The 21,950-nt window shown below is 72.9% G+C and carries 22 protein-coding genes; 12 read left to right on the top strand and 10 right to left on the bottom strand.

Annotated elements, in window-relative coordinates; all coding sequences use genetic code 11:
- Window positions 1-2: 2 nt before the first annotated feature.
- Complete coding sequence (locus ABD332_RS48600; protein WP_344511906.1) at window positions 3-1,001, bottom strand: class I SAM-dependent methyltransferase; 999 nt, start codon at window positions 999-1,001, stop codon at window positions 3-5.
- A gap of 46 nt (window positions 1,002-1,047) precedes the next feature.
- Between ABD332_RS48600 and cobF the strand changes: the two genes are divergently transcribed.
- Entirely contained in the window at window positions 1,048-1,803 is a 756-nt protein-coding gene (gene cobF / locus ABD332_RS48595; RefSeq protein WP_344511904.1) for a precorrin-6A synthase (deacetylating), read from the top strand.
- Here cobF and ABD332_RS48590 read toward each other — a convergent pair.
- Together ABD332_RS48590 and ABD332_RS48585 are read right to left on the bottom strand one after the other, a co-directional pair.
- Window positions 1,800-2,615 (bottom strand): zf-HC2 domain-containing protein, encoded by an 816-nt coding sequence (locus ABD332_RS48590; protein ID WP_344511902.1) that lies wholly within the window; start codon window positions 2,613-2,615, stop codon window positions 1,800-1,802. The two genes, cobF and ABD332_RS48590, sit on opposite strands and share 4 nt — an antisense overlap.
- Window positions 2,575-3,153, bottom strand: a complete 579-nt coding sequence (locus ABD332_RS48585) for a ricin-type beta-trefoil lectin domain protein (RefSeq protein ID WP_344511900.1) — start codon at window positions 3,151-3,153, stop codon at window positions 2,575-2,577. The genes ABD332_RS48590 and ABD332_RS48585 overlap by 41 nt, the downstream gene beginning before the upstream one ends.
- A 136-nt stretch (window positions 3,154-3,289) precedes the next feature.
- Between ABD332_RS48585 and ABD332_RS48580 the strand changes: the two genes are divergently transcribed.
- The 3 genes from ABD332_RS48580 (at window position 3,290) to ABD332_RS48570 (ending at window position 5,789) form a co-directional block, all read left to right on the top strand.
- Window positions 3,290-3,892 (top strand): RNA polymerase sigma factor, encoded by a 603-nt coding sequence (locus ABD332_RS48580; protein WP_344511898.1) that lies wholly within the window; start codon window positions 3,290-3,292, stop codon window positions 3,890-3,892.
- Complete coding sequence (locus ABD332_RS48575) at window positions 3,889-4,899, top strand: CU044_5270 family protein (RefSeq protein ID WP_344511896.1); 1,011 nt, start codon at window positions 3,889-3,891, stop codon at window positions 4,897-4,899. Before ABD332_RS48580 ends, ABD332_RS48575 begins: the two co-directional genes overlap by 4 nt.
- 92 nt (window positions 4,900-4,991) lie before the next feature.
- Window positions 4,992-5,789, top strand: coding sequence for an SAM-dependent methyltransferase (locus tag ABD332_RS48570; RefSeq protein WP_344511894.1), 798 nt, complete (start codon window positions 4,992-4,994; stop codon window positions 5,787-5,789).
- 41 nt (window positions 5,790-5,830) lie between these two features.
- Here ABD332_RS48570 and ABD332_RS48565 read toward each other — a convergent pair whose 3' ends face one another.
- Window positions 5,831-6,718 (bottom strand): NAD(P)H-binding protein, encoded by an 888-nt coding sequence (locus tag ABD332_RS48565; RefSeq protein ID WP_344511892.1) that lies wholly within the window; start codon window positions 6,716-6,718, stop codon window positions 5,831-5,833.
- Window positions 6,719-6,774: 56 nt separating this feature from the next.
- On the bottom strand, window positions 6,775-7,902 hold the full coding sequence (gene dusB, locus ABD332_RS48560; protein WP_344511891.1) for a tRNA dihydrouridine synthase DusB: 1,128 nt from the start codon (window positions 7,900-7,902) through the stop codon (window positions 6,775-6,777).
- 296 nt (window positions 7,903-8,198) lie between these two features.
- On the opposite strand from dusB, the gene ppdK reads away from it, so the two are divergent.
- Window positions 8,199-10,883 carry a pyruvate, phosphate dikinase gene (gene ppdK / locus ABD332_RS48555; RefSeq protein ID WP_344511890.1) on the top strand — a complete coding sequence of 895 codons (2,685 nt, stop codon included), beginning with the start codon at window positions 8,199-8,201 and terminating at the stop codon, window positions 10,881-10,883.
- A gap of 21 nt (window positions 10,884-10,904) precedes the next feature.
- Here ppdK and ABD332_RS48550 read toward each other — a convergent pair whose 3' ends face one another.
- The 4 genes from ABD332_RS48550 to ABD332_RS48535 all read right to left on the bottom strand — a co-directional run bounded on the left by ABD332_RS48550 (window position 10,905) and on the right by ABD332_RS48535 (window position 13,339).
- On the bottom strand, window positions 10,905-11,276 hold the full coding sequence (locus tag ABD332_RS48550) for a hypothetical protein (RefSeq protein ID WP_344511889.1): 372 nt from the start codon (window positions 11,274-11,276) through the stop codon (window positions 10,905-10,907).
- 98 nt (window positions 11,277-11,374) lie between these two features.
- A complete protein-coding gene (locus ABD332_RS48545) occupies window positions 11,375-11,800 on the bottom strand; it encodes a roadblock/LC7 domain-containing protein (protein WP_344511888.1) in 426 nt (141 codons plus the stop codon).
- 29 nt (window positions 11,801-11,829) lie between these two features.
- Window positions 11,830-12,960: a hypothetical protein gene (locus tag ABD332_RS48540; protein WP_344511887.1), complete on the bottom strand. Its 1,131-nt coding sequence runs from the start codon at window positions 12,958-12,960 to the stop codon at window positions 11,830-11,832.
- A 25-nt stretch (window positions 12,961-12,985) separates the two neighbouring features.
- A complete protein-coding gene (locus ABD332_RS48535) occupies window positions 12,986-13,339 on the bottom strand; it encodes a hypothetical protein (protein WP_344511886.1) in 354 nt (117 codons plus the stop codon).
- 346 nt (window positions 13,340-13,685) lie between these two features.
- Between ABD332_RS48535 and ABD332_RS48530 the strand changes: the two genes are divergently transcribed.
- From ABD332_RS48530 to ABD332_RS48505, 6 genes are read left to right on the top strand one after another with little or no spacing between them, the layout of a single operon-like run.
- Entirely contained in the window at window positions 13,686-14,039 is a 354-nt protein-coding gene (locus ABD332_RS48530) for a VOC family protein (protein WP_344511885.1), read from the top strand.
- Window positions 13,979-15,226 carry an AI-2E family transporter gene (locus tag ABD332_RS48525; protein ID WP_344511884.1) on the top strand — a complete coding sequence of 416 codons (1,248 nt, stop codon included), beginning with the start codon at window positions 13,979-13,981 and terminating at the stop codon, window positions 15,224-15,226. Before ABD332_RS48530 ends, ABD332_RS48525 begins: the two co-directional genes overlap by 61 nt.
- On the top strand, window positions 15,223-16,479 hold the full coding sequence (locus ABD332_RS48520; protein WP_344511883.1) for a deoxyguanosinetriphosphate triphosphohydrolase: 1,257 nt from the start codon (window positions 15,223-15,225) through the stop codon (window positions 16,477-16,479). The genes ABD332_RS48525 and ABD332_RS48520 overlap by 4 nt, the downstream gene beginning before the upstream one ends.
- Window positions 16,480-16,520: 41 nt before the next feature.
- Window positions 16,521-17,765 (top strand): NAD(P)/FAD-dependent oxidoreductase, encoded by a 1,245-nt coding sequence (locus tag ABD332_RS48515; RefSeq protein ID WP_344511882.1) that lies wholly within the window; start codon window positions 16,521-16,523, stop codon window positions 17,763-17,765.
- Window positions 17,766-17,788: 23 nt separating this feature from the next.
- Window positions 17,789-18,454: a response regulator gene (locus tag ABD332_RS48510; RefSeq protein ID WP_344511881.1), complete on the top strand. Its 666-nt coding sequence runs from the start codon at window positions 17,789-17,791 to the stop codon at window positions 18,452-18,454.
- Window positions 18,451-19,593, top strand: a complete 1,143-nt coding sequence (locus ABD332_RS48505; RefSeq protein ID WP_344511880.1) for a sensor histidine kinase — start codon at window positions 18,451-18,453, stop codon at window positions 19,591-19,593. Before ABD332_RS48510 ends, ABD332_RS48505 begins: the two co-directional genes overlap by 4 nt.
- Here ABD332_RS48505 and ABD332_RS48500 read toward each other — a convergent pair.
- The gene (locus ABD332_RS48500; RefSeq protein WP_344511879.1) at window positions 19,527-20,213 is read right to left on the bottom strand and encodes a hypothetical protein; all 687 of its coding nucleotides are present in this window, start codon (window positions 20,211-20,213) and stop codon (window positions 19,527-19,529) included. The two genes, ABD332_RS48505 and ABD332_RS48500, sit on opposite strands and share 67 nt — an antisense overlap.
- A gap of 221 nt (window positions 20,214-20,434) precedes the next feature.
- Here ABD332_RS48500 and ABD332_RS48495 point away from each other — a divergent pair, with 221 nt between their 5' ends.
- Window positions 20,435-21,949 (top strand): diguanylate cyclase domain-containing protein, encoded by a 1,515-nt coding sequence (locus tag ABD332_RS48495; RefSeq protein WP_344511878.1) that lies wholly within the window; start codon window positions 20,435-20,437, stop codon window positions 21,947-21,949.
- The last annotated feature ends 1 nt before the right edge of the window (window position 21,950 follow it).

Below are 21,950 nucleotides of genomic sequence, written 5' to 3'. Positions count from 1 at the left end.
CGTCAGGGGAGGCGGTCGGCCAGGGCGAGGAAGTGGTCGGCGGCGTCGTCGTAGGTGGTGAGGCGCCAGCCGGACAGGGTGGCCGTCGCGGCCAAGGGGGCTTCGGCGAGGGGGTCGTCAGGGCGGAGGACGCGGCCGTGGCGGGCGGCGAGGGCTGCGCGGCCCGTTGGGTGAAAGAGCACGAGGCGGCCGCCGGGCCTGGTGACCCGGGCGAGTTCGCGCAGGCCGTCGACGGGGTCCGGCAGGTGCATGACGAGACCCGCGGCGAACACGGCGTCGATGCTTCCGTCGGCGAAGGGCAGCCTGCTGGCGTCGGCGAGGACCAGTCCGGTGTTGCCCTTCTCCTGGGCCTTGGCGAGCATCTGCGGCGTGTGGTCGAGGCCGATGACCGTGCCGGACGGGCCGACCGCGGTGCGCAGGGCGGGCAGGGCGCGGCCGGTGCCGCAGCCGGCGTCGACGACGACCCCGCCCGGTGGCAGGCCGGCGGCCTCGACGGCCGCGGCGTACGCGGGCAGGTCGTCGCCGAACTTCGCGTCCCACGTGCCGGCGCGTACGCCGAAGAACGCGCGGGACTCCACGAGGTGCCAGCGGCGCCGGTCGAGCAGCCGTGGGTCGACGTGCCGGATCACGGGCCACGCGGGGTCGTGCAGGTCGACGACGACGTCCGCCGTGTCGCCCCGCGCCCCGTCGGCGGCGTGCTCGCGCCGCGAGGTGCGCAACCAGACCACCACGTCCCACCCGTCCGGCGCCCCCGCCCGAGCCTCAGCCCCATCGGCGACGAGCACCTCGCCGACGGCGCCCGCAGAGCCAGCGGCGGCCGGTGAACCGGTGGCGGTCGATGAGCGGGTGGTGGGGCGGCCGGCGGCGCGGAGGGCGGCGGCGAGGCGGTCGGCCACCAGGCCGGTCGTGGCGTCCGTGCCGTCGACGACCACTGTCGCGCGGCCGGCGGGGACGGACTCCACGAGGAGGGTCATGACCTCGTCCCAGCGGTCCTGTGTCATCGGTCCATCATGCAGAGGGGCGGGCGGGGCCTGACATCATGGGGCGGTGCGGAAGGTACTGATCATCGGAATCGGCGCGGGCGACCCGGAGCACGTGACCGTGCAGGCAATCAACGCCATGAACGCGGTCGATGTGTTCTTCGTGCTGGACAAGGGGGACACGACCGCCGACCTGACCGAGGCGCGGCGGGAGATCTGCGACCGGTTCGCGACGGAGCGGGAGTTCCGGACGGTGGTCATCGCCGATCCGCCCAGGGACAGGACCGCGGCCGACTACGAGGGGGCGGTGCGGGACTGGCGGGACGAGCGGGCCAGGCTGATCGAGGAGGCGCTGCTCGCCGAGCTCGGTGAGGACGGGGTCGGCGGGATCCTCGCCTGGGGTGACCCGGCGCTGTACGACGGCACGATCCGCATCCTGGACACGATCGCCGCGCGGGGCAATGTGGCGGTCGGCTATGACGTCATCCCGGGCATCACCAGCGTGCAGGCGCTCACCGCCCGGCACAGGATCATGCTGAACCGGGTCGCCGGGGCGGTCCACATCACCACCGGGCGGCGGCTCGGCGCGGGCTGGCCGGAGGGGTGCGACGACGTCGTCGTCATGCTGGACGCGGACCTCGCCTGCCGGGCGTACCGGGACGAGGACGTCGACATCTACTGGGGCGCGTACCTCGGCACGCCGGACGAGCTGCTCGTCGCCGGGCGGCTCGGGAAGGTGATCGACGAGATCGAGACGGTCCGGCGGGAGGCCCGCGCCCGCAAGGGCTGGATCATGGACACGTACCTGCTACGACGGGTCTAGGCGGCCCGGTCCCCGCAAGAGACGGCCCGGTCCCAGGAAGGGGCGGCCCGGTCGAGGCGGGAGGCGGGGCCAGGCACCAGGCGCAGCGGCGCGGGAGCGGGAGCGGGCGGCGGCGGGACCTCGTCGAGCGCGGGCGGGCGCCCCCAGCGGCGCGGCGGGCGCTGCCGGTCCGACGGCGGGCCGGCCGGGTCGAGGGCGGGCCGGGACAGGGCGAGCACGATGGCGTAGCCGGCGAGGACGAACCCGTGGCTCACCAGCCGCGCCGTCTCGACCGCCCCGGCGAGCAGGTCGTTGGCCGACAGCAGCGCGAGCAGGGCCACGAACGCCGTCAGCATCGGCAGCGCCCCCGCCGGGGTGGCCCGCCGGGTCGCGATCCAGGCGAAGCCGGCGCCGATCGCCACGTTCCAGGCCGCCGACTCGTGGAACACGTGGCCGGCCTGGTGCGCGTGCGTGGTCGCGGCGTTCGCGGCCTGGGCGATGCCGAGCAGGAACTGCGCCGCGCCGAAGGCACCGAGCAGCACCCGCAGCGCGTACACCAGACGCGACCGTTTGAAGAAGGACCGTCCGCGAAAGGACGGCAGGACGAAGGACCGTGCCCCGGAAGGCTGGTCGGAGAAGCCCGCCAGCAGGCGCTCCGCCGGGATCGGCGCGGCGTGCAAGGGCTGGAGCCGGACCAGCCGCGTCGCCGCGACCGCGTCCCGCTGAAACTGCCGGCACCCGCCGCAGTGCGACAGGTGCGCGTCGACCAGCGCCGGCGCGACCGGCTCTTCCTCACCGTCCATCCGTGCGGACAGCGCTTCCCGGAACCGCATGCACTCCACGGACGGGTAGTCGCCGCCGGCGTCCGGAAAGTTCCCGGCGCCGGCGGCGATCGTGGGTGCCACCAGGCTGCACCGGCGTGTTGTTGGCGGTGCCGCTGCTCTTGACGTCGAGACACATCGTGCCGAGGCGCAGCGCGCCGTCGCTGGTCATCGTCCACCACTGCGACAGCGGGCCGCCGTTGCAGCTGTACAGCTGGATCGGGTTGCCGGCGGTGGTGGCGCTGCCCTTGTTGTCCACGCAGTACCCGGCGTACGCCGACTTCATCAGGCCCTGGTTGCCGAGCTGGTTGGTGACCGCCGCGGCGAGGGCGTTGGCGCCGGTGTTGAGGCGGGCGTCGAGCGCGGTGCCGCGCGAGTCGGCCCAGAGGTCGGGCTTGCCGTCAGTGTTGATGTCGGCGCCGGTGACGGCCGGGACGGCGTTGGCGTCGAACCCGCCGGCGGCGTAGACGACCGGGGCGGCCGTGCCGGCTGGGGTGCCGGTCGCGGTGTCGCCGGTGTAGAGCGCCAGCGGCGACTTCGGCGACGGCAAGTCCTTCCGCTGGCAGAACGCGCTCCCGCAGTGGCTGGGCGGACCGTTCACGTGATCTGAGAAAGTCGGGAACCGTCTCTCGGCTGTCGGGCAAGTACCAGATGTACTGACCGACAGCCGAGAGGCCTGATGTCCGATGACCAGACCAACCGAGACGGCGGTGGCCACCGAACCGGTGGGCGACGCCGTGATCATCGCGCGGTCCAAGGATGAGCCCGAGCTCTTCGCACAGATCTTCCGCCGGCACGCGTCGGTGATCCAGCGGTACGTGACCCGCCGCCTCGGCCCGTCCGTCGCCGAGGACGTCTGCGCCGACGTGTTCCTCGCGGCGTTCCGGCAGCGGCACCGCTACGCCGCGGACCGGCTCGACGCCCGGCCGTGGCTGTTCGGCATCGCCACCAACCTGGTGGGCCGGCACCGGCGCGCCGAGATCCGGGCGCTCAAGGCCCTCGAACGCACCGGCGTCGACCCGGTGACGGAGGCGTTCGAGGTGTCCAGCGACGCGCGGCTGGGTGCGGGGGCCGTCGACCGGCGGCTCGCCGCGGCGCTGGCGGCGCTGCGTCCGGTGTACCGCGACGCGCTGCTGCTGGTCGCGTGGGGCGACCTCACGTACGAGGAGATCGCGGTCGCGCTCGGCGTGCCCGTGGGAACGGTGCGGTCCCGGGTGAACCGGGCTCGAAGCAGGATGCGCGCGGCACTCGGCGGGGCGGACCCGACATCCATTCAGGAGGACCTGTGAACGACCTGCAACCACTGCGCGACTTCCGCAGCGAGGTGCCCGAGATGGCCGACGTGACGCGTGCCGAGCGGGCGTTCGTGACGGCGATGCGCGCGTCGGCGCCGCGGCCCCGGTCGCACCGGCCGCTCATCTTCGCCGCCGGGCTCGCCACCGCGGCGGCCGCCGTCGCCGTGGCCGTCATGATGACCTCGGCCCCCACGCCCACGCCGCGGGTGGCCGGTGGGTCGCTGCCGGCCGCCGGCTCGTCCGCCCCGCCGGCCGTGAAGATCAGGCCCGTCTCGGTCGCGGAGCTGCTCGACCTGGCGGCCGCGGCGCCTGGTGCGATCAACCCGGGACCGGGACAGTTCGTCGTCACCGAGTCGCTGATGTCCGACATGGCGGAGCTCGGCGAGGGCGGGCGCTTCCTGTACGCGATGAAGGTCACGACCTGGGTCGCGTCCGACAACTCGAAGCCGGGCGTGTCCAGGACCGAGCAGCTGGAGCCCCGCCCGTACCCGGGGCAGCCGCTCCCGGCGGACCTTCCCAAGGCCGGCAGCGTCGACGTGCGCGTCCTGTGCCCCGTGAAGGGCGACGTGACCCGGCGGGACTACGCGTACTACGGCACCCTGCCCGCCGACGCCCAGGGCATGCTGAAGGTCTTCGCCCGGTTCCCCGGCGGCGGCGCCGACAAGAACCACTACCTGTGGAAGGCCGGCATCGAGCTGGCCGCGGCCCCGATGCCCGCGGCGCAGCACGCGGCGGTGTTCCAGGCGCTGAAGCTCATCCCCGGCGCCACGCTCGTCGGCGACGCGCAGGACACCGCGGGCCGCACCGGCACCGCCGTCGGCCGCGTCGGCCCCGACGGGTGGCGCCGTGACCTGATCTTCGACCCGGTCACGTTCGCGTTCCTCGGCTCGCGGACCGTCAACGAGAGCGGCGCCCAGGTCGGCGGCACCGCGCAGCTGTCCGTGACCGTGGCCGACACGGCGCCGGCCGCGCAGCCGGGGCCGAAGCAGGAGGGCTGCTAGAAGTTGCACGGGGGGCGGGCACGGGTGCGGCACGTATCGACTAATCTCGGCGGCATCGACGCTTCGACGTCGCTCACGGTGAGGGGTCGGTCGTGACCGGACAGGACCGGATCGACACGACGGTGCCGCACCCTGCCCGCCGCTACAACTACTGGCTCGGCGGCAAGGACCACTTCGCCGCCGACCGCGCCTCCGGCGACGAGATCGCCGCCGCGTTCCCGACCGTGCGCACCGCCGTCCTGGCCAACCGGGCGTTCCTGCGCGGCGCCGTGCGGTTCCTGGCGCAGGAGGCCGGTGTCCGGCAGTTCCTCGACATCGGCACCGGCCTGCCCGTCCCGGACAACACGCACGAGCTCGCGCAGCGCGCCGCCCCCGCGTCCCGCGTCGTCTACGTCGACAACGACCCGATCGTGCTGACCCACGCGAGGGCGCTGCTCACCGGTACACCCGAGGGAAGGACCGCCTACCTGGAGGCGGACCTGCGCGATCCCGCCGCGATCCTGGCCCACCCGGACCTGCGCGCCACCCTCGACCTGGACCAGCCGGTCGGCCTGCTCCTCGTGGCGATCCTGCACTTCATCCACACCGACGCCGAGGCGCTGCCGATCGTGCGGACCCTGCTGTCGGCGCTGCCCTCCGGCAGCTACCTGGTCGCCACCAACGCGACCGTGGACTTCGCCGACGAGGCGGGCGCGGCCGCGTACCGGGCGATGTTCGCCGCGGGACGCACCGACGGCTACGCCCGCACCGCGGCGGAGTTCGGCGCCTTCTTCGAGGGGCTCGACCTCGTGCCGCCGGGGATCGTCGCGGTCAGCGACTGGCGCGACGCCTACCCCGACGCCACCCCCGCGGACGTCGCCATGTACGCGGCGGTGGGCCGCAAGCCGTGACCACCGCCGACCTGACTCTGGGGTTCTCCGGCTGAGCCCGGTCAGACTCCGGCGCCGGCAACGGCGACGGCGTCGCGGACGGCGGTGGGCGGGCGGCCGAGGATCGCCTCGACGTCGTGGGTCAGCCGGTCGTACCGGCCTTCGCGGTGCAGCTTCGCCATGGTGACCAGGTGGTCGCGCAGGTGCTCCGGCAGCCCGAGCGGCGCCAGCGTCTCGTCGATCCACTGCCGCATCGGCACGTCGACGTAGGCGACCGGCCGCCCCACCGCGGCCGCGATCTCCGCCGCCATCGCGGTCATGTCCTGCGACCGCGGCCCCGTCAGCTCGTACACCTTCCCCACGTGCGGCCCGGGCTCGCCCAGAACCGCGGCGACGACCCCCGCGACGTCACGCGCCGCGACCGGCGAGGTCCGCGCCTGCCCGAACGGCAGCCGCAGCTCCCCACCGGTGACCCTGAAGAGCGGGTTCTCGAGGAACACGGTCGGCCGCACCTGCACGACCGGCAGCCCCGACCAGTCCAGCACCCGCTCACCCAGCAGGTGCATCCGCTGTTGCGCCGACTCCGCGGTACTGGTGAGCGTCATCTCCGACACCGTCATCTGCGACATGTTGACCAGCACCGCGAGCCGCCCCACCTCCCGCGCCGCGGCCGCGACGGTGACGGTCGCCTGCAGGTACCCCGCCGACACGCCCATCCCGAAGTACACCCGCCCACAGCCGTCGAGCGCCCGCACGACGTCACCCGCGTCGGTGAGGTCCCCGGCCACGACCTCGGCCCCGGTCGCCCGCAGCGCCTCGGCCCGCCCGTCCTCCCGGTGCACCATCGCCCTGACCGGCACACCGCGCTCCCGCAGCAGCTCCACAACCGTCCGCCCGACGGACCCGACCCCACCCGCCGCCCCGGTGACCAGCACCTTGTCCCGCGCCATGCCCCCATGCTCGGCCCATCCACGCCCGCCCACCGCCACCCCCGGCGAATGGTCCCTCAGCCGCCGGAGTCGTCGAGTTCGGCGCCTTCGGGGATGGTGTCGTCGTCGGGGTTGTCGAGCCAGTTCTGGGGGAGGATGACCTTTGCCGGGGTGCCGGTGCGGCCTCTCGGTTGGCCGAGGATCTCGCGGGGGAACGGGACGTCGGGGTCCAGCTGGGACAGGAGGGCGCCGAGTTCGGTCAGGGATGAGGACGTGGCCATGGCGGCACGGAGTTCGCCGCCTGCCGGGAAGCCCTTCAGGTACCAGGCGACGTGTTTGCGGAAGTCTGTCACGCCTTCCTTTTCGCGACCCCACCATTCGACGAGGAGGGTGGCGTGGCGGAGCATCAGGGCGGCGACCTCGCCCTGGGTGGGTAGGACGCGGTCGGTGCGGCCGGCGAAGGCGGCGGCCAGGTCGGCGAAGAGCCAGGGGCGGCCGAGGCAGCCGCGGCCGATGACCACGCCGTCGCAGCCTGTCTGGGACATCATGTCCAGCGCATCCGAAGCTTCCCAGATGTCGCCGTTGCCCAGGACCGGGATGTCCAAAGAGGACTTCAGCGAAGCGATCGCGTCCCAGTTGGCTGTTCCGGAGTAGCGCTGGGCGGCGGTGCGGGCGTGCAGGGCCACCCATGCCACGCCCGCGTCCTGGGCGATGCGGCCTGCGTCGAGCATGGTCTGGTGGTCGTCGTCGATGCCGATGCGCATCTTGATGGTCACCGGTAGGCCCTGGGCGCCTTCGACGGCCGACGTCACGATGTCGCGGAACAAGCGCCGTTTCCAAGGAAGCGCTGAGCCGCCGCCGCGGCGGGTCACCTTGGGGACGGAGCAGCCGAAGTTCATGTCGATGTGGTCGGCGAGGTCCTGCTCGACGACCATCTCGACGGCCTTGCGGATGGTGGCGGGGTCCACGCCGTACAGCTGCAGGCTCCGCGGCTTCTCCAGGGCGCCGAACTGGATCATGCTCATGGTCTTGGGGTTGCGCTCGACCAGGGCGCGGGTGGTGATCATCTCGCAGACGTAGAGGCCGGCACCCTGCTCGCGGCAGAGTTGCCGGAAGGCGACGTTGGTGATGCCCGCCATGGGGGCGAGCACCACGGGCGGGTCGACGACATAGGGACCGAGCTTCAACGTCACGCCTTCGAGCATGCCATGCCGGGCTACTCAGATAGCCGATGGCAGCGCGCACAAATGATGCTCGGACGTGATCGAAAAGCGGGGAGATGGAGCAGGTCCAAGCGTTGCGACGTGCGGGAATGCGGAAGCCGTAAAACGGACACGAAACGCAACGATGCGCGAAGGTGCTTGGTGGAGCGCTCCCAACTGCACCCGTAAGAGGCGAATGTGCCGTTCCTTGTGCGACTTGTCTCAAGGCCATGCCAAAGCTCGGAACGCCGCTTTACGGTGTCCCGCACACGGGAACCCTAACGATGGATCAGTCAACCATGGAGGCTTCAGTGGAGAAGTTCGTCTATGACTTCGAAGAGGGTAACCGGGATCTCAAGGACCTTCTCGGCGGCAAGGGAGCCAACCTCGCCGAGATGACCAACCTCGGCCTGCCGGTGCCGCCGGGGTTCACGATCACCACCGACGCGTGCCGGGAGTTCCTGAAGACCGGCCGTCCGCCGGAGGGCATGGACCCGCAGGTGGGCGAGCACCTCGCCGCCCTCGAGGCGAAGATGGGCCGCCGGCTCGGCGACCAGCACGACCCGCTGCTGGTGAGTGTGCGGTCGGGGGCGAAGTTCTCCATGCCCGGCATGATGGAGACGGTGCTCAACGTCGGGCTCACCGACCGCAGCGTCGACGGGCTCGCCGCGCAGGCCGGCGGGGACGAGCGGTTCGCCTGGGACTCCTACCGGCGGCTGATCCAGATGTTCGGCAAGACCGTGTGTGAGGTGCCCGGCGAGGAGTTCGAGCACGCGCTCGACGACGCGAAGCACGCCGCGAAGACGAAGGACGACCTGGGCCTCGACGCCGCCGCGCTGAAGGCGCTGGTGCGGACGTACAAGGAGATCTTCCGCGAGCACACCGGCCGCGACTTCCCGCAAGACCCGCGCGAGCAGCTCGACCTCGCCGTCAGCGCCGTCTTCCGGTCCTGGAACGCCGACCGCGCCGTGCTGTACCGGCGGCAGGAGCGGATCCCGACCGACCTCGGCACCGCCGTCAACGTGGTCGCGATGGTCTTCGGCAACCTGGGCGCCGACTCCGGCACGGGCGTGGCCTTCACCCGGGACCCCGCGACGGGTGAGCCGGGCGTCTACGGCGACTACCTCGCCAACGCCCAGGGTGAGGACGTCGTCGCCGGCATCCGCAACACGATCCCGCTGCAGGAGCTCGCCAACAAGGACGAGAAGTCGTACGACGAACTCCTGAAGATCATGGCGAAGCTCGAGGAGCACTACCGCGACCTGTGCGACATCGAGTTCACCATCGAGCGCGGCAAGCTGTGGATGCTGCAGACGCGCGTCGGCAAGCGGACCGCGGCGGCCGCGTTCGTCATCGCCACGCAGCTCGTCGACGAGGGCGTCATCGACCTCGACGAGGCGCTGCGCCGGGTCAACGGCGCCCAGCTGGCGCAGCTGATGTTCCCGACGTTCGACCTCTCAGGAGGTCCGAACGGGGAGCCCGAGCAGCTCACCCGCGGGGTCGGCGCGTCGCCGGGCGCGGCGGTCGGCAAGGCCGTGTTCGACGCCAAGCACGCGGTGGCCATGGCGAAGGAGGGGGAGCAGGTCATCCTGGTGCGCCGGGAGACCAACCCCGACGACCTGCCCGGCATGATCGCCGCGCAGGGGATCCTGACCAGCCGCGGCGGCAAGACGTCGCACGCGGCGGTGGTCGCCCGCGGCATGGGCAAGACGTGCGTGTGCGGCGCCGACGACCTCGACGTGAACCTCCACAAGGGACAGTTCACGGTGGACGGTCACGTGGTGTCCGAGGGGGACGTCATCTCCGTCGACGGCACCACCGGCCGCGTCTACCTCGGCGAGGTGCCCGTCCAGCCGTCGCCGGTCGTGCAGTACTTCGAAGGCACCCTCGACGCCGAGGCCGACCCGCTCGTCAGCGCGGTGCACCGGGTCCTCACCCACGCGGACGGCAGCAGAAGGCTGAGGGTGCGCACCAACGCCGACACGGGCGAGGACGCGGCGCGGGCCCGCCGGTTCGGGGCGCAGGGCATCGGGCTGTGCCGCACCGAGCACATGTTCCTCGGCGAGCGCCGGTCCCTCGTCGAGCGGCTCATCCTGGCCCGCACCGCGGAGGACCGCGACGCGGCGCTGGAGGAGCTGCTGCCGCTGCAACGGGCCGACTTCGTCGAGCTCTTCCGCGAGATGCGGGACCTGCCGGTGACGGTGCGGCTCATCGACCCGCCGCTGCACGAGTTCCTGCCGCCGCTGGAGGACCTCGCGGTGAAGGTCGCCGTCGCGGAGGAGCGCGGCCAGGACCCGGGGCACGACAAGGACCTGCTGGACGCGGTGCGCCGCATGCACGAGGAGAACCCGATGCTGGGGCTGCGCGGCGTGCGGCTCGGGCTGGTCATCCCCGGCCTGTTCGCGATGCAGGTGCGGGCGATCGTCGAGGCCGCCGCGCAGGTCGACGGCGCGCACCCGGAGATCATGGTGCCGCTGGTCGGTGCGGTGCAGGAGCTGGAGACGATCCGCGCCGAGGCCGAGAAGATCATCGGTGAGCACGACGTCGACGTGAAGATCGGCACGATGATCGAGGTGCCGAGGGCCGCGCTGACCGCGGGGGACATCGCCCAGGCCGCCGACTTCTTCTCGTTCGGGACCAACGACCTCACCCAGATGGGGTGGGGCTTCTCCCGCGACGACGTCGAGGGGGCGTTCTTCTGGCGGTACCTGGAGCTCGGCATCTTCGGTGTGTCGCCGTTCGAGTCCATCGACCGTGACGGCGTCGGCCGGCTCGTGCGGATCGCGGTCGACGAGGGCCGGGCGGCCCGGCCGGAGCTGCACTTCGGGGTCTGCGGCGAGCACGGCGGCGACCCGGAGTCGGTGCACTTCTTCCACGAGGTGGGCCTGGACTACGTGTCGTGTTCACCGTTCCGCGTGCCCGTGGCGCGGTTGGAGGCCGGCCGCGCGGCTGTCGCCGAGCAGTCGACCTCCGACACCCGTTAGGGCGGAACCGCTGCGCTGAGGTCAGACGTCGAGGTCCTCCTCGACGCGGGCCAGCTGGTGCCGGGCCAGCGCGAGGTTGGCCCGGGACCGCAGCACCGCCAGGTACAGGAACAGCCCCTTGCCGGAGCGCCCGGTGAGGGGCCTGATCAGGTGGTACTGGTTGTTCAGCGTGATGAGGATGTCCTCGATGCCGTCCTTGAGGTTCAGCATCTCGATGGTGCGCATCTTGGCGCGGACCACGTCGGTGTTGCCGGCCGCCGCCACGGTCAGGTCCAGGTCCTTCGAACCGCCGAGCACGCCGAGCGCCATGCCGCTGTTGTAGTCCACCAGCGCGACGCCGATTGCGCCGTCGATGGTCATGAGTTCCTTGAGCGCCGTTTCCATGTCCGCCATGGCTACCTCCGTGAGCTTGTTCGTGGGGGGACTGTCGATGGTCTGGGGGGTTGGTTCGTTCGTTCGCCTGGGTCGCCGGTGCGCCCCGCCGTTGCGGCCTACCACCGGGCCGGCTCCGGGATCGCCTGCGCGAAGGTGAGCGCGGCGGTGGCCACCACGTGGGACACCACGCTGATCGACCGTCGCGCCTCGTGGTGCAGCCTCCCGACGTTCGCGTCGGCGGCGGCCAGCAGCACCAGCACGGCGCCGTGGCCGGCCATGTACATGGCGACGTGCCCGCCCATGCTGCTGATCAACACCTCCTGGAAGTCGTCCTGGCCGGCGCTGTCGGCGATCCGCTGGCTGACGCCGAGGCACGCCGCCGCGAGCGCGGCGATCCCCTCGGCGACGACCGTCTCGGCCTCGTCGACGATCAGCAGGCCGTCGGTGCTGGCGACCAGGCACCCGGTGAGCTCCGGCACGGCCCGGCGCAGGCGACCGAGCTCCAGCAGGAGCGCGCCGCGCAGTTCCGCATCGGTGGTCATCGTCGCGTTACCTCCATCTCCCGGTCGGCTCATCGCAGGGACTGCAGCGCCGAGCGGATGCGTTTGAGCAGCGTGTCGTCGGGTGCCTTGTCGATCGCGCCCGGCAGCACCGCCAGGGCGGTGACCCCCGCCGGCAGGTGCCTGCGGGTGTCGGTCGCCGGATCCTCGAACGTGAACGTCCCCGGCACCCGCTGCGGCAGGAACTCCTCGCCGCCGCCGCTGACCGGTGCCGAGCCGGCCGGCTGCCCCGCCGCGGCCGATCCCGTCGCGGCCGATGGCGATGGCGCCGATGACGACGAGGCCGGAGGCGACGCCGTTGCCGCCCGCGCCGCCGGTACCGACGCCGGATCCGCCGACGGGGAAGACGCCGGCGCCGCCGGTACCGACGCCGCAACCACCGACGAGGACGGCGTCGACGACGGCGCTGACGACGACGGGAGCTCGTCCCCGGTGGGCGGCGGCGACTCGATCAGGCCCGCCGCCGCGAGCCGCCGCACGTCGAGGGTCACCGCGTACGCGGAGCGCCCCAGCAGGCCGGCCAGGTCCTGCGGGGTGCGCTGCCCATCGGCGTGCAGCACGATCTCCCACTGCAGCCCGGACAGCAGCACACGGTCCAGGCCCGGTCGCAGGACCGGCCTGACCGCGGCTGTGTCAGTGACGTCAGAGGGGTGCACCTCGTCGAGGATGCGCCGTTGCCGGGCGACATGGTCGCACAACTGGTCCGCCGTCACGGTGCTCTCGGCGCCGAGCCAGTGCTCGATGTCCGGGGCGAAGCGCAGCTCGGCCCGCTCGGTGGACAGCACGAACCAGGCCGCGTCGTACAACGCGTTGATCGCGCACAGCTCGACCTCGGCCGCGCTGAGGTGCCCGCCCTCCACGAGGGCTCTGGCCGGCCGGGACGGGATCGTCTCCCACACCCGCTCGTCGACCACCCCGGCGGCGGTGAGCAGCCGGTCGACGCTCGGCGCGGCCGGCGACTCGACGCCGTTGACCAGGCCGTCGCGGAGGAAGATCACGCCGCCGGGCTGGCCGACGACGGTCATCGCGCCGGTCACGCCGAGGCCGGCGAGCTGCTGGAGCGCCTTCACCGGGGTGACGCCACGGCCGAGCTTGGGCTGCTGCCGCCCGTCCTTCACGGTCGCCCTGCCCCGACTGGTCACGCCGCCACCTCCGACATACTTGTCATCATGCAAGTTCCTCGGCGAGGGCGCGGATCCGGCGCCTTGCGATGGCCAGGTTGCCTTCTGCCCGGTCGAGCCACACGTAGAGCACCAGCCGCGAGTCGAAGCCGGTCCGGACGGGCCTGATCAGGTGATATGCCGCCGAGGTGCTGATGATGACGTCCTCGACCGTGTCGCCGGGCACCGCCGGGGCGTACGCGGCGGTCTGCATCGCGGCGTGGATGACGCTCGCGGTGCCCAGCGCCGCCGCGGCCGGGTCGGCGTGCGGCGCGACCTGCTCCTGTCCGCCCTGCATGCCCAGCGACTGTCCGGTCGTGTAGTCGATGAGGCTGGCCCCGATCGCCCCCCGGATCGTCATGGCGCGTCGCAGGCAGTCATCGATAGCAGGCACGGAGTCTCCCGTTCGCGGGCGGGGCCGGTACAAGCCCGGCGGGCAGGAGGAAGTGGCGCACAGCGGCAGAAAGTGAGGGAGAGGCCGTAACGATGCGCTTCCGGCAAATTACCCCAAGCCACTTGATCATCTACTCCGTGCGTTCGGGCGATAACGCTGATCCGATCGGTTACTGCTTTTTGCAATTTGCACGTTTACGGGACATGGGGGTCGGGAAGCGACTAAAGTGCCGTCCCCCCACGCGTTCCGGCATGGCTGCGACGCCCGACGGCGCGGCGTATGGTGGGTCCCCACGCCGTCCACGGAGGTGCGCATGGGGAGCCGGTGGGATGCCTTGATCGTCGATGCGCTCGACCCCGAGCGGCTCGGCCGATGGTGGGCCGAGGTCCTCGACCAGCGGGTCGAGAGCGTGTCCGCGCGGGAGGTCGTGGTCGGCCCCGGCGCCGACGGCCACCCACGGCTGATCTTCCTGCGCCACCAGGACCCCAAGCACGCCAAGAACCGGCTCCACCTCGACCTGCGCCCCGACGACCTCGACGCCGAGATCGAGCGCCTGGTCAACATGGGCGCCCGCCACGTGGACGTCGGTCAGCACGAGGACGCCGAATGGCTCGTCCTCGCCGACCCGGAAGGCAACGAGTTCTGCATCCTGCGCCACCCCCGGTAACGGACTTCGGCCGGGCGTACCGCCGGGCCGTCGCCACCGGGCTCGGCCTGCTGACCGTCGCGGCCGGCGCGTTCGCGCTGTACAACGTCCGGCAGATCCTCGTGCAGGTCGCGGTCGCCGTCTTCGTCGCCGTCAGCCTCGACCCGGCGGTGCGGCTGCTGGTCCGCCGCGGGGTGCGCCGCCCGGTCGCGGTCGCCGTGATCATGGTGCTCGCCGTGGCGCTGCTGGCCGGGTTCGTCTGGTCGCTGGCCCCGCCGCTGGTCGGGCAGGCCGGCGACCTGTTGCGCAACGTCCCGCAGTACCTGCGGGAGCTGCCCGAACGGTCACGGGCCTATCGCGAGGTGGCCGACCGCTACGGACTGACGGCGAAGCTCACCGAGCTCGCCAGGACCCTGCCGGGCAGGATCGGCGGCGGCGCGCTCGGCGTGATCACCGGCATCTTCAGCGCCGTCCTCAACGTCCTGCTGGTCACCGTGCTCACGGTCTACTTCATGGCCGACCTGCCCCGGATCCGGCGCGGCGTCGTGCGGCTCGTGCCCCGGCGGGGCCGCCCCCACGCGGCGCAGGCGATCGACGTCGTGATCGACAAGGTCGGCGGCTACATGATCGGCAACCTGATCATCTCGCTGTTCGCCGGGGTGTCGTCGTTCGCCTGCCTGTTCCTGCTGGACGTGCCGTTCGCGCTGCCGCTCGCCTTCTTCGTCGCGGTCACCGACCTGATCCCGCTCATCGGCGCCACCGTCGGCGCGGTCGGCTGCACGGTCGTCGCGCTGGTGACCCGTGGGCTCTGGCCGGCCGCCGTCGTCGTGGTCGTGTTCTTCCTGCTGTACCAGCAGCTGGAGAACTACCTGATCGCCCCGCGGGTCCTGCGCGGCACCGTCGACCTGTCGCCGATCGCCGTGCTGCTGGCGGCGCTCGCCGGCGGCGCGGTCCTCGGCGTCGTCGGCGCACTCATGGCGATCCCGGTCGTCGCGGCGATCAAGGTGCTGATGACGCCGATGGTCGACGCCCTCGACGAGCCACCCGCCGGCCGTGCCCCACCCGCCGCCGGCGAGGCGCCTGCCGGTCGTGCCACACCCGCCGCCGGCGAGGCGTCTGCCGGTCGCGAGGCGCCCGCGTCGCCGTCCGATCCGGTTCCTGCGGCGCGGGACGAAGAACCCGGGAAGACCTCTAAGCTCGACACGTGAACCCGGACGCGGAACGCTACGTGCACGAGCCGCAGAAGGACCGCACCACGACCAGCGCGGACAACGGCCGCAGCCCGTTTCAGCGGGACCGGGCCCGCGTGCTGCACTCCGCCGGGTTCCGCCGCCTCGCCGCGAAGACCCAGGTGCACACGGCGGGCGCCGACGCGTTCCTGCGCACCAGGCTCACCCACTCCCTGGAGGTCGCGCAGATCGCCCGGGAGATGGGCGCCCGGCTCGGCTGCGACCCCGACGTGGTCGACACCGCCGGGCTCGCCCACGACCTCGGCCACCCGCCGTTCGGGCACAACGGCGAGGACGCCCTCGACGAGGTCGCCCAGGCATGCGGCGGCTTCGAGGGCAACGCGCAGACCCTGCGGGTCCTCACCCGGCTGGAGGCCAAGGTCCTCGCGCCGGACGGCGCCTCCGCCGGGCTCAACCTCACCCGGGCCTCGCTCGACGCGGTGTCGAAGTACCCGTGGCCGCGGCGCGACGGCTACCGCAAGTTCGGCGTGTACGCCGACGACGCGGCCGTCTTCGAATGGCTGCGCGCGGGCCGCACCGATGCCGGACGATGCCTCGAGGCGCAGGTCATGGACTGGGCCGACGACGTCGCCTACTCGGTGCACGATGTCGAGGACGGCGTCCACGGCGGCTACGTCAACCTCGCCACGCTGCGCGCCGACGGCGGCGAGCGGGCCGCGCTGTGCGAGGACGTCGCCGCCGCGTACTCCTCCGAGCGCGCCGCGGACCTGGAGACCGTCCTGCTCGACCTGCTCGCCGACCCGGTCCTCGTGCCGCTGGGCCACTACGACGGCAGCCACGCCGCGCAGGTCGCCCTCAAGCGGGTGACGAGCGTGCTCACCGGGCGCTTCGCGGCGGCCGCCGTGTCCGCCACCCGGGCCGCGCACGGCGACGCGCCGGTCCGCCGCTACGAGGCCGACCTGGTCGTCCCGCCCGTCGTGCGGGCGCAGTGCGCGCTGCTGAAGGGGATGGCACTGCGGTACGTGATGCGCCGCCCGGGCTCGAAGCAGCGTTACGCGCAGGAGGTCACGGTCCTCCAGGAACTCGTGGCCGCACTGGCGGACCGTGCGCCGGACGGCCTCGACGCAGTCTTCGCCCCGATGTGGCGGGCGGCCCCCGACGACGCGGCCCGGCTGCGGGTCGTCATCGACCAGGTGGCCAGCCTCACCGACCTGTCCGCCACGGCCTGGCACCAGCGGCTGCTGGATCCGGCGGGCTCCGCGGGCGTGTGAACCCTTGGCGGATCGCGGACCGGTAGGGAAGGCTGGGACGTATGGCTGACGAGCGGACATTTGTGATCGTGGGCGCGAGCCTCGCGGGGGCGAAGGCGGCGGAGACGCTGCGCGCCGAGGGCTTCACCGGCCGGATCGTGCTGATCGGCGAGGAGACCGAGCGCCCCTACGAGCGGCCCCCGCTGTCCAAGGGTTACCTCCAGGGCGACAAGGACGCCCGTGAGAAGGCGTTCGTCCACCCCGAGTCGTGGTACGCCGAGAACGGCGTCGACCTGCGCCTCGCCACCCGGGTCACCCGCGTCGACCCGTCCGCGCACACCGTCACCCTCGACGGCGTCGACGAGCTGCACTACGACAAGCTGCTGCTCACCACCGGCTCCCGGGTCCGCACCCTCGACGTGCCGGGCGCCGACCTGACCGGCGTGCGCTACCTGCGCACCGTCGACGAGTCCGACGCGCTGCTGGCGCACCTGGGCAGCGCCGAGCGCGTGGTCGTGGTCGGCGCCGGCTGGATCGGCCTGGAGACCGCCGCCGCGGCCCGCAAGCACGGCGCGACCGTCACCGTCGTCGAGGTCGCCGACCTGCCCCTGCAGCGGGTCCTCGGCGACGAGGTCGCCACCGTCTTCGCCGACCTGCACCGCGCCAACGGCGTCGAGTTCCGCTTCGGCGCCTCCGTGGCGGAGTTCCGCGGCGCCGACGGCAAGCTGCGGTCGGTCGTGCTCGCCGACGGCACGGAGCTGCCCGCGGACGTCGCCGTCGTCGGGGTCGGCATCCAGCCCAACACCGAGCTCGCCGTCGACGCCGGACTCGAGGTCGACAACGGCATCCTCGTCGACGCCGCCCTGCGCACCTCCGACCCCGACATCTACGCCGCCGGTGACGTCGTCAACCTCGACCACCCCGGCCTGCGCCGGCGCATCCGCGTCGAGCACTGGGCCAACGCCCTCAACGGCGGCAAGGTCGCGGCGAAGTCCCTGCTCGGCGACGCCACCTACGACCGGGTGCCGTACTTCTACTCCGACCAGTTCGAACTCGGCATGGAGTACTCCGGCTTCGTCGCACCCGGCGGCTACGACCGGGTCGTCTTCCGCGGCGGCACCTCGGTCGCGGACGGGTTCATCGCCTTCTGGGTCCAGGACGGCCGCGTCCTCGCCGGCATGAACGTCAACGTCTGGGACGTCACCGACGACATCCAGGCCCTCGTCCGCGCCGGCTGGGCCGGCACCACCGTCGACCTGGTCCGCCTCGAGGACCCGAAGGTGCCGCTGGGCGAGCTGCTGGGCTAGCCCGCGCTGGCTATCCTGCAGGTATGTCTGAGCAGGTCAGGCTGGTCATCGCCGATGATCAGGCGATGATCCGGGCCGGCCTGCGGCTGGTCGTGGAGACGGCGGCCGCCGGATCGATCACCGTCGTCGGCGAGGCGTCCGACGGCGTGGAGGCGGTCGCGGCCGTCCAGCGGCTGCGGCCCGACGTGCTCGTGATGGACATCGCCATGCCGCGGCTGGACGGGCTGGCCGCGGCCCGGGAGGTGCTCGCCGGGCCGCGGCCGCCGAAGGTCGTGCTGCTCACCATGTTCGACACCGACGAGCACCTGCACGCGGCGCTGCGGCTCGGGGTCAGCGGGTTCCTGCTGAAGGTGTCACCGCCGGAGCAGCTCGTCGACGCGGTCAGGATCGCGGCGGCCGGCGACGCGCTCATCGACCCGGCGGTGACCACCCGGGTGATCGCGTCGTTCGCCGCCCGCCCCGAGCCCGTGGCGCCGCCCGCGCTGGACACGCTGACCGGGCGGGAGCGGGAGGTCCTCGAGCAGCTCGTCCGCGGGCTGTCCAACGCCGAGATCGGCGCGCGGCTGCTGATGGGGGAGGCGACGGTCCGCACCCACGTCGGCCGGATCTTCACCAAGCTCGGGCTGCGCGACCGGATTCAGGCCGTGGTGTACGGCTACGAGGCGGGCCTCGTCCGGCCGGGCGGATGACCGGCGCTCCCGGGCCGTCGCGGCCGTCCTGGCTCGACGCCGTGCTGGCGCTCGCGGTCGCCGGGGCCGGTGTCGTCGAGGCGTACGGGCGGGCCGGTGCCGGCCCGGGGCAGGTGCACCGGCCCGGGCTCGTCGCCGCCGGGGCGCTGCTCGCCGGCGTGATCCTGCTGCCGCGCCGCCGGTTCCCGGTCGCGACCCTCGCCGTGCTGACGGTGCTGTCGGCCCTGTTCCGGTTCGCGGTCCTGGACGACGACTACCCGCTCACCGCCTGGCAGTTCTACTCCAATCTCATCCTCGTGCACACCGTGGGCAGCGCGGCGTCAGGGCGGCGGGCCCGGGCCGCCGGCGCCGCCACCGTCCTGGCCGCCTACGCCCTGCTGCAGACGCTGCCGGGGCAGGACCTCGCGGAGGGACTGATCGGCGCGATCTTCATGGGCGTCGCGTACGGCAGCGGCGTCCTGCTGCGGCGCCAGACGGAGCGGACGATCCGGATGGCCGAGCGGGCCGCGGTCGCCGCCGCGCAGGAGCGCACCCGCATCGCGCGGGAGCTGCACGACGTCATCTCCCACCACGTCAGCCTGATGACGTTGCAGGCCGGCGGGGTGCGGATGCTGCTGGCCGGCGACCCCGCCCGCGAACGGGAACGCGACCTGCTGCACAGCGTCGAGCGGGCCGGCCGGGAGACGGTCGAGGAGCTGCGGATGCTGCTCGGCGTCCTGCGTGACGGGCGGGCGCCGGTCGGCCTCGACCAGCTGGACCGGCTCGCCGCGCCGCTGCGCGCCGCCGGCCTCGAGGTCAGGATCGGCACGACCGGCACGCCGCGCCCGGTGCCGCCGGCGCTCGGGCTGGCCGCCTACCGCGTGGTCCAGGAGGCGCTGACCAACACGCTCAAGCACGCCCGGGCCGCGACGGTGGAGGTGACGATCGGCTTCCCGCCGCCCGCGCTGACCGTCGAGGTCAGCGACGACGGGTCGGCCACGGTCGCCGGCACGGGGCACGGGCTCGCCGGGATGCGGGAGCGGGCCGCCCTGCACGGCGGCACCCTCCACGCGGGGCCCCGGCCCGGCGGTGGCTACACCGTCGCGGCCACGTTCCCGCTCGGCGGCGCCGCGGCGGTCCCGCCCGCCACCGGCTCCTGAGCCCACTCGGCGTCGGTCATCCGCAGCATCCGTACGCCGATCACACCCGAGCCCGCGATGTAGAGCAGGCTGCCGGCGATCATGGCGATCGGGTAGACGGGGCCGGCCAGCATCCCGGCCAGCATCGCCGGCGGTGCCCACCAGGGGACGCGCCGGTCGTACGCGAGCGCCAACCCCAGCAGGAGCACCCCGAGCAGCCCGAGGAAGCCCGGCACCTGGAACCCCCACTGTGCCCCGCCGGCGGCGAAGGCGGCGTCGGCGAGGCGGTCGCCCGCCGCGGTGCCGAGGTCCGCCTCGAGCCGGGCGTAGAAGAAGTCGCCGAGCATCAGCGCGGAGAAGTTGACGACGCCCAGCAGCGCGACGAGCCCGGCGATGTGCCCGAAGAGCACGGCGCGCCGGCGGACCAGGTGGATCATGCCGATGATGCCGGGCACGAGCAGGACCCAGCTCCAGTGCAGCAGCGCGGCGCTCACCGAGACCTGACCGGGGTGGCGGCCGTATGCGCCGTCCGCGGCGTCGCCGGCGCGCAGCGCGGGGTCGGTGAGCAGGCCCGCCACGTACACCAGCGGGGCGGCGACCAGGCAGCCCCCGGCGACGAGGCGGCGGAGTTTGTGTGGCATAGCGACCTTTCAGGCGATTTTGTGTGGCTCGACGGGATGTCGAGCCGGAACCGTAAGCCGGCCGCCGCCGTGCCGTCGTCAGCCGCGGCGCTGACCCGGGTCCGCGTGGCGGCGGACCGCGCCCGCAATTGCTTAGGATCGGAGGCGTTGCGTCGATGTGAGGGCTGCAGGGTCGGCCGGATCGGGGTAGGCGAGCCGTGGATCGAGATCGGGACATGGCGATGGCCGCCATCCGTTCCGTCTACCGGATCACGGGGCGGATCAACACCGGCAGCACCGTCGTCGAGACGCTGAACCGGATCGCCGACGCCGTCGTCGAGCACGTCGGGTTCGGCGCCGCCGTGGTCAACTACCTGCATCCGGAGGGTGTGTACGAGGCGGTCGCCATCGCCGGGTCCGAGGAGGCGCGGGCGGAGCTGCTCGGCGTCCGGTACCCGGCGGCGGAGTTCGACGCGCACCTCGCCGCCGCCGACGAGTGGGGGCAGCTGCGGTTCCTGCCGCACGAGCGGCACAACGACGGCATCCAGTCCTGGATCCCCGCCGCCCCCGACGGCGCGGACGGCATCCCGGAGGAGGAGCGCTGGCACCCCCTCGACGCCCTGTTCGCGCCGCTGTGCGCGCCCGACGGCTCGCTCGTCGGCGTGCTCAGCGTCGACCTGCCCGCCGACGGCAGGCGGCCCGGCGCGTTCCAGCGCGAGCTGCTGGAGATGCTCGCCGCGCAGGCCGGCATCGCGATCAACAACGCCAACCTGGTCGAGGCGCTGCGCCGGGAGCGGCAGCACCTGGAGGCGAGCGAGGCCGCGTTCCGGCTCGCGTTCAACGGCGCCGGCACCGGCATGTGCATGATCGGCCTGGCGGGAGCCGACATGACCCGCCTCGTCCGGGTCAACCCCGCGCTGTGCGAGCTGCTCGGGCGGGACGAGGACGTGCTCGTCTCGATGCGCTTCGGCGACTTCATCCACCCTGACGACTTCGAGCGCAGCCGGGAGGTGTTCGCCGGCGGCGCCGGCACGATCCGCGACTACGAGGTGCGCTGCGTCCGCGGCGACGGCGAGACGATCTGGATCTCCGCGACGATGTCGGTGGTCGCCGGGTCGCCCGCGTTCGCGATCACGCAGGTGCAGGACATCACCAGCCGCAAGGCCACCGAGGCCGACCTGGTGCGCAGGGCCTCCCGCGACCCGCTGACCGGCCTGGCCAACCGCGAGGCCGTCGCCGAACCCCTCGCGGCCGCGATCCGGCGGGCCCGCACCGAGCAGGTGATCAGCGCGCTGTTCTTCTGCGATCTCGACGACTTCAAAATCGTCAACGACACCCTCGGCCACGAGGCCGGCGACGCGGTCCTCGTCGCCGTCGCGCAGCGCCTCCAGTCGCTGGTGCGGCCCACCGACACCGTCGCGCGCCTCGGCGGCGACGAGTTCGTCGTCCTCATGGGCAACGTCGCCGCCGGCGACCTCGGCGTGCTGGTCGACCGCCTCGAACGCGCCGTCTGCGCACCCGTCACGCACCAGGGGCAGATCATGCGGGTCAGGGTCAGCGTCGGCGTGGCCGTGATCGATGACACGGTCGAGGACGCGGGCGCCGCGCTGCGGGCCGCCGACCGCGCGATGTACCTGGTCAAGGGCGGTCGTCACGCCGGTGAGGTGACCAGACGGGTGACGGCGTTCGGTGAGCGTCCGGGTGCTCAGGGTGGATTGCCGTTGCTGCGGTTGGCCCGGCCCGAGACGGCCCAGTAGG

This window comes from Dactylosporangium maewongense (genome assembly GCF_039531485.1).
Classification (GTDB): Bacteria; Actinomycetota; Actinomycetes; order Mycobacteriales; family Micromonosporaceae; genus Dactylosporangium; species Dactylosporangium maewongense.
Note: the sequence above shows the minus strand (reverse complement) of the source record. Positions and strands in the feature narration are given on the sequence as shown.

Bases quoted from the DNA above. Each gene is read 5' to 3' on its own strand.
- ABD332_RS48600 (WP_344511906.1), bottom strand. From the start codon at position 1,001: ATGACACAGGACCGCTGGGACGAGGTCATGACCCTCCTCGTGGAGTCC.
- ABD332_RS48590 (WP_344511902.1), bottom strand. From the start codon at position 2,615: ATGCGGTTCCGGGAAGCGCTGTCCGCACGGATGGACGGTGAGGAAGAG.
- ABD332_RS48580 (WP_344511898.1), top strand. From the start codon at position 3,290: ATGACCAGACCAACCGAGACGGCGGTGGCCACCGAACCGGTGGGCGAC.
- ABD332_RS48565 (WP_344511892.1), bottom strand. From the start codon at position 6,718: ATGGCGCGGGACAAGGTGCTGGTCACCGGGGCGGCGGGTGGGGTCGGG.
- dusB (WP_344511891.1), bottom strand. From the start codon at position 7,902: ATGCTCGAAGGCGTGACGTTGAAGCTCGGTCCCTATGTCGTCGACCCG.
- ppdK (WP_344511890.1), top strand. From the start codon at position 8,199: ATGGAGGCTTCAGTGGAGAAGTTCGTCTATGACTTCGAAGAGGGTAAC.
- ABD332_RS48550 (WP_344511889.1), bottom strand. From the start codon at position 11,276: ATGGCGGACATGGAAACGGCGCTCAAGGAACTCATGACCATCGACGGC.
- ABD332_RS48545 (WP_344511888.1), bottom strand. From the start codon at position 11,800: ATGACCACCGATGCGGAACTGCGCGGCGCGCTCCTGCTGGAGCTCGGT.
- ABD332_RS48535 (WP_344511886.1), bottom strand. From the start codon at position 13,339: ATGACGATCCGGGGGGCGATCGGGGCCAGCCTCATCGACTACACGACC.
- ABD332_RS48530 (WP_344511885.1), top strand. From the start codon at position 13,686: ATGGGGAGCCGGTGGGATGCCTTGATCGTCGATGCGCTCGACCCCGAG.
- ABD332_RS48525 (WP_344511884.1), top strand. From the start codon at position 13,979: ATGGCTCGTCCTCGCCGACCCGGAAGGCAACGAGTTCTGCATCCTGCG.
- ABD332_RS48515 (WP_344511882.1), top strand. From the start codon at position 16,521: ATGGCTGACGAGCGGACATTTGTGATCGTGGGCGCGAGCCTCGCGGGG.
- ABD332_RS48510 (WP_344511881.1), top strand. From the start codon at position 17,789: ATGTCTGAGCAGGTCAGGCTGGTCATCGCCGATGATCAGGCGATGATC.
- ABD332_RS48505 (WP_344511880.1), top strand. From the start codon at position 18,451: ATGACCGGCGCTCCCGGGCCGTCGCGGCCGTCCTGGCTCGACGCCGTG.
- ABD332_RS48500 (WP_344511879.1), bottom strand. From the start codon at position 20,213: ATGCCACACAAACTCCGCCGCCTCGTCGCCGGGGGCTGCCTGGTCGCC.
- ABD332_RS48495 (WP_344511878.1), top strand. From the start codon at position 20,435: ATGGCCGCCATCCGTTCCGTCTACCGGATCACGGGGCGGATCAACACC.